The organism is Bacteroidales bacterium (genome assembly GCA_021157585.1).
Classification (GTDB): Bacteria; Bacteroidota; Bacteroidia; order Bacteroidales; family UBA12170; genus UBA12170.
This window is the reverse complement of record JAGGWH010000088.1, coordinates 26,641-32,661: the sequence shown is the minus strand read 5'-3', so window position 1 is coordinate 32,661 and position 6,021 is coordinate 26,641. Positions and strand designations below refer to the sequence as shown.

Sequence of the window (6,021 nt, the reverse complement as noted above, 5' to 3'; positions counted from 1 at the left end):
TTTGGCTGGAAAAGCAAATGGCTGAGAATGCTTATCGTTATAATTCTTTTTTATACAGTCAAACCAATGAAGCTGCGACTTTAATTCAAGAAGTTCCAGCGCTATATTCCAAAGATTCTAAATGGGTCCCCGGTCGTGAAATCTTGCGTGATAATTGGGATCATATCTATAAGAATAATCCTTTGGTTGTTGGTTTTGGAGAGGATGTTGGAAAGATTGGTGGCGTTAATCAAACTTATGAGGGACTACAAGATAAATATGGTGAAAATCGAATTTTTGATACGGGAATTCGTGAAGCAACTATTATTGGACAAGGTTTAGGATTGGCCATTCGTGGTTTTCGACCAGTAGCTGAGATTCAGTATTTCGATTATTTGCTCTATGGTTTACAGGTTATGAGCGACGATATTGCTACTTTGCTTTATCGCACAAAAGGAGGGCAGAAAGCCCCAATAATTATCAGTACGCGCGGTCATCGTCTGGAAGGCATTTGGCATTCGGGTTCCCCTTTGAGTATGGTTATCAATTCTATTCGTGGAATGCACGTTTGTGTGCCAAGAGATATGACGCAAGCCGCAGGTTTTTACAATACTTTATTGGCTTCGGATGAGCCGGCCTTGGTTATAGAACCTTTAAATGCTTACCGATTGAAAGAACAAATGCCCGACAATCTTGGTGAGTTTCGAGTTCCTTTAGGAAAACCGGAAATTCTAAAAGAAGGAAAAGATATTAGTTTAGTGACTTACGGCTCTTGTGTGCGTATTGCAGAAGATGCCGTGGAACAACTTACCGAATACGGTATTGATGTGGAATTGATAGACGTTCAGACTTTATTGCCTTTTGATACTTCTGGCATTATTGGCCGATCTTTAAATAAAACCAATAAAGTACTTTTCTTTGATGAGGATGTTCCCGGTGGAGCAACGGCTTTTATGATGCAAAAGGTTTTGGAAGAACAAAAAGGCTATTTCTCTTTGGATGCTGAGCCTAAAACATTAACGGCAAAAGATCATCGGGCGGCTTACAGTACCGATGGCGATTATTTTTCTAATCCCAATGCCGAAGATGTTTTTGAAGCGGTTTACAATATTATGCACGAGGTAAATCCAGTGCGTTTTCCAAAGATTTTCTAAATTTATATGAGAAACTATATTCTTTGCGTCTCTGCGTCTTAGCGAGAAATTTTATTTTACTTAAACGAAATAATTAAATTTGCTTATGCTTCAAGTGTTTTCATACCGTTTAATTGATAAAGTTGAATTTGAAGATTTTTATCAAAAAGCAAAACCGAAATTACCACAATCTCTACTTTCTAAGATTGAGGGATTCAGGTTTTCGGCCGATAAACAGCGAAGCTTGATAGGCAATTTAATCGTGCGCCAATTTTATGCAAAAGAATTAAAAATAGATCCTTTTCAATTAGAATTTGAGTATAACGAGCACGATAAACCAGCTTTGAAAAATCATCCAAAAGCTCATTTTAATATTTCCCATTCGGGTGATTATGTGGTAGTTGCTTTTTCTGATTGTTCTGTTGGTATCGATATCGAAAAAAACAAAGGAAATCGCTTAAAAGTTGCTAAGCGTTTTTTTACTCAAGAGGAATTAGACGATTTATTTGCTTTTTCAGTAGAAAAAGAGCAGATCGAATATTTTTATCAGCTTTGGACTTTGAAAGAGAGTTATATGAAAGCTATTGGAAAAGGAATAAGTATGTCGCTTAGTTCATTTTCCTTTAAAAAATTCTATACAGATTTCAGATTGCGCTATTCATCGGAAGATATGGGTTATCAATTTACCTCTTATAAAGTCCACCCTGATTATGCGTGCAATCTATGTAGCAAATACATAACAAAACCGAAAATGGAAGAACTGAGTATTTCTTCTTTAATGAGAATGCTTTCTTAATTTCGCCATTCTGTCAGGTTTTTAATAAAAAACGACAAAAGATTAGGTCTAAATAGCGATGATTTCATCTGGAATAATTTTTGAGTAGCACAAGTCTAAAGATAAAAAAACAAAAAAATATATATAATGAGTGAAGCAGTTGAAAATGTAAAAAGCCTTATTATTGGTTCCGGTCCAGCCGGTTATACAGCAGCAATTTATGCGGCAAGAGCCGATTTACATCCAGTAATGTACCAAGGAATGCAACCTGGTGGACAGCTAACAATTACTACCGAAGTAGATAATTTCCCGGGTTATCCTGATGGTGCTGAAGGCCCGAAAATGATGGAAGATATGCAACGTCAAGCCAAACGTTTTGGTGCTGATGTACGTTGGGGAGAGATTACTGAAGTTGATTTTTCACAACGTCCGTTTACTTGTAAAGCCGATGATGGTAAAACGATAGTCGCAGAAACAGTAATTATTGCTACTGGTGCTTCTGCAATGTGGTTAGGCTTGGATTCAGAGAAAGAATATAATGGCGGAGGTGTTTCGGCTTGTGCTACTTGCGATGGTTTTTTCTACAAAGGATTGGATGTAGCTGTTGTTGGTGGTGGAGATACCGCTTGCGAAGAGGCATCATATTTAGCAAATATGTGTAATAAAGTATATATGATTGTTCGCCGTGATGAATTGCGTGCTTCTAAAGCAATGCAGCATCGTGTAATGAATAATCCTAAGATTGAGATATTATGGAATCATAATACTAAAGAAATTGTTGGTGAAAAAATGGGCTTTAACAAATCGGTGAATGGTGCTATTTTATTGAACAATAAAACTAATGAAGAAAAGAAAATTGATATTTCCGGTTTCTTTGTAGCGATTGGACATAAGCCAAACAGTGACTTATTTAAAGGTCAAATTGAATTGGATGAGGCAGGTTATATTAAAACTGTTCCCGGAAGTACCAGAACAAATATTCCCGGTGTTTTTGCTGCTGGTGATATTCAGGATACTATCTATCGTCAGGCAATTACTGCTGCCGGTTCAGGCTGTATGGCAGCCATTGAATCAGAACGCTTTATTGGCGAAAACGAATAAGATGAAAGAACTTATATATTTGTGAGAAGGCCAGCGAAATCTGGCCTTTTTTTGTGACTCGAATTTAAAAGTATTCGCTCATTTCGACTGAACGTAGCGAAGGAGAAATCTCCTGATAGAGAACCAGTAGATTTTACTCAGCCAAATCAAATTGATCAATTAAATAAATCAAACTCGTCATAGCAGCACTTCCCAATTGCATTTCTCTTTGATTGACATGTTCAAAAGTATCGTTAGCGCAATGATGCATATCGAAATAGCGCTGCCAATCAGAGCGATAACCAGAGAGCGGAACACCAAATGCCTTTAACGGACCAATATCCACGCCGCCGCCGCCAGCAATAATTTTCTCAAGACCATAGGGCTGAAGAAGATGTTGGTATTCCTGAATTTTGGCTAGAATTTCTTTATTTGCATCAATGGTGAAAAAACGAGGTGTAAATCCGCCGGCATCCGATTCCGTTGCAAAATAATTCTTGATATTATTCTTTTTGGTATAATCAGCATAGGCCTTTCCTCCCGATTGGTATAATTCTTCATCCATAAACAGAATAACACGAATGCTTCTTTTATTTTTTAATCCTAGCTCTTTAAACAAACGCAATACTTCGGTAGATTGTAAACATCCAACACCATCATCGTGAGCGCCTTGCGTATTGTGCCAAGCATCAAGATGACCGCCAACCACAATATATTCATCAGGTTTTTCGCTTCCTTTTAAATCGGCAATAAGATTGTAAGTGTTTGTAATAATATCTTCTGCATAGAGTTTAATATTTACTTTTAAATGCGGATTGCTCTTTAAAGCTGTACTTAGTTTCTCCGCATCATTGGTTGAGATGGCTATGGCTGGAATTTTATCGCCTTCCATTTTGCAGCTTCCCGTATGTGGAAAATCTGTTAAATTGCCAGTAACGGAACGTGTAATAGAACCAATTGCACCAAACTCTTGGGCTACAGAAGGTCCCCAATAACGTTGGTCTACAGCTTCTCCATAGGCACGAAAAGTATTGAAATAGCTCGCATTCATTGGTCGGTTATAGAAAACAATTTTGCCTTCGATTTTCTCTCGACCCAATTCACGCACTTCATCCAAGCTCATCACCTCAATAATTTGAGCATTAATCCCTTTTTCGGGAGTTGAGCCTGATGGCCCCAATGCATCAATATTCAAAGGAATTTCTTGGCCATCGATATTCATCGTTGCTGAAGCCGAATGACAAATCCAAGCAGGAGAGGAGAAAGGCTGTAAAAAGACAGTATCTGCACCCAAATCCTCCAAATATTTCTTCATTAGATCAACGGCAATAAAAGAATTGGGTGTACCAATCAATCTGCCGGGAGCTTTTTCACATAAAAGCCCAAGCTGATTATAAGCCAAGTCAGTTGTTAAAGCATTATCGTAGATTTTTTTAATGCTTGCAGCACTTTCTTCTTGTGCAAGAGCTGTATTTTGTAGAAGTATAACGAGTAGTACTAGTTTAAAAAGGTTTTTCATGGTTTTGGTTTAATGATTAGTGGATAAAATTAGACATTTTCTTGAATATTGCCATAAAAATAAATGAGGGTTTGACTTAGCCAAACCCTCATTAATTATGATAAGTCAGGGCTTGACTTTGAGTCAAACCTTGACTATTATTTATTTTACCACTTAAACAATGGGAAATCTTTCATCAATTCATTAACACGTTTTTTCACGCTTACAAGAACATCTTCGTTTTCAACATTAGAAATTACTTCATCAATTAAATCAACAATGATTGGCATTTGCTCTTCTTTCAATCCGCGAGTAGTAATAGCGGGAGTTCCCACACGCAAACCGGAAGTTTGGAATGGAGAACGACTATCAAAAGGAACCATATTTTTATTTACGGTAATATCGGCTTTTACCAAAGTGTTTTCCACTACTTTTCCTGTAATCTCGGGGAATTTTGAACGTAGGTCGATTAACATTAAATGATTATCGGTACCATCAGAAATTACATGATATCCTTTGTCCATAAAAGCATCGGCCATCGCTTTAGCATTTCTTTGTACCTGAAGGATGTATTCCATATAGTTGTCTGTTAAAGCTTCGCCAAAAGCAACTGCTTTAGCTGCAATAATATGCTCTAAAGGACCGCCCTGAATGCCGGGAAATACGGCTGAATTTAATAGTGCAGACATCATTTTGGTTACTCCTTTGGGTGTTTTCTTTCCCCAAGGATTTTCAAAGTCTTCGCCCATTAGAATTAAACCACCACGTGGACCGCGTAGAGTTTTATGAGTAGTTGTTGTAACAATATGACAATGTGGAATTGGATCGTTCAAAAGGCCTTTAGCAATTAATCCGGAAGGATGAGAAATGTCGGCAAAAAGAATAGCTCCAATTTTATCTGCAATCTCGCGCATACGTTCATAATCCCAATCTCGTGAATAAGCAGAAGCACCTGCAATAATTAGCTTCGGTTTCATTTCTAAAGCTTTAGCTTCCATCATATCATAATCTACTTCACCGGTTTCTTCTTTTACTTCATAAGAAATGGCATTATATAAAATCCCTGAAGAATTAACAGCACTGCCGTGCGAAAGGTGTCCGCCGTGTGAAAGATCAAGACCCATAAAGGTATCGCCAGCATTTAAACAGGCCAACATTACCGCCATATTTGCTTGAGCACCAGAGTGTGGCTGAACATTCGCATAGTCGCAAGCAAATAATTCTTTAGCTCTGTCAATAGCAATTTGTTCGGTTTGATCAACTACTTCGCAACCTCCGTAATAACGTTTTCCGGGATAGCCTTCTGCGTATTTGTTGGTTAAAACAGAACCCATAGCTTGCATTACTTCGTCACTTACAAAATTCTCTGAAGCGATAAGCTCAATGCCGTGCATTTGGCGATCTTTTTCTTTGTTAATCAGGTCAAATATTTCTTTATCTCGTATCATAATGGATGTTTTTTGTGTTTCTAAAATTCTTTTTCAACCGTTTAAAGTACTCAAAAAAGCGGAGGACAAAAGTAGGAATTCCCTTACTATAAAGCAATCAAAATCAAA

At 37.6% G+C, this 6,021-nt stretch carries 5 protein-coding genes; 3 read left to right on the top strand and 2 right to left on the bottom strand.

The genetic code is table 11. The annotated features are described in order from the left end of the window. The 3 genes from J7K39_06020 to trxB form a co-directional block, all read left to right on the top strand. Positions 1-1,133, top strand: a 1,133-nt coding sequence (locus tag J7K39_06020; GenBank protein MCD6179443.1) for a hypothetical protein, incomplete at its 5' end; no start/stop codon positions are given. A gap of 85 nt (positions 1,134-1,218) precedes the next feature. Then, positions 1,219-1,908 (top strand): 4'-phosphopantetheinyl transferase superfamily protein, encoded by a 690-nt coding sequence (locus J7K39_06015; protein MCD6179442.1) that lies wholly within the window; start codon positions 1,219-1,221, stop codon positions 1,906-1,908. Between the two features lie 126 nt (positions 1,909-2,034). Continuing rightward, positions 2,035-2,988 carry a thioredoxin-disulfide reductase gene (trxB, locus tag J7K39_06010; GenBank protein MCD6179441.1) on the top strand — a complete coding sequence of 318 codons (954 nt, stop codon included), beginning with the start codon at positions 2,035-2,037 and terminating at the stop codon, positions 2,986-2,988. Between the two features lie 133 nt (positions 2,989-3,121). Here the strand turns inward: trxB and J7K39_06005 are convergent, their stop codons facing one another. Both J7K39_06005 and J7K39_06000 read right to left on the bottom strand, forming a co-directional pair. After that, positions 3,122-4,486, bottom strand: coding sequence for a M20/M25/M40 family metallo-hydrolase (locus J7K39_06005; GenBank protein MCD6179440.1), 1,365 nt, complete (start codon positions 4,484-4,486; stop codon positions 3,122-3,124). 146 nt (positions 4,487-4,632) lie between these two features. Next, positions 4,633-5,913, bottom strand: coding sequence for a serine hydroxymethyltransferase (locus J7K39_06000; protein ID MCD6179439.1), 1,281 nt, complete (start codon positions 5,911-5,913; stop codon positions 4,633-4,635). Positions 5,914-6,021 lie beyond the last annotated feature (108 nt).

Excerpts from the sequence above, each read along its gene's own strand:
- J7K39_06015 (MCD6179442.1), top strand. The coding sequence starts at position 1,219 with ATGCTTCAAGTGTTTTCATACCGTTTAATTGATAAAGTTGAATTTGAA.
- trxB (MCD6179441.1), top strand. The coding sequence starts at position 2,035 with ATGAGTGAAGCAGTTGAAAATGTAAAAAGCCTTATTATTGGTTCCGGT.
- J7K39_06000 (MCD6179439.1), bottom strand. The coding sequence starts at position 5,913 with ATGATACGAGATAAAGAAATATTTGACCTGATTAACAAAGAAAAAGAT.
- J7K39_06005 (MCD6179440.1), bottom strand. The coding sequence starts at position 4,486 with ATGAAAAACCTTTTTAAACTAGTACTACTCGTTATACTTCTACAAAAT.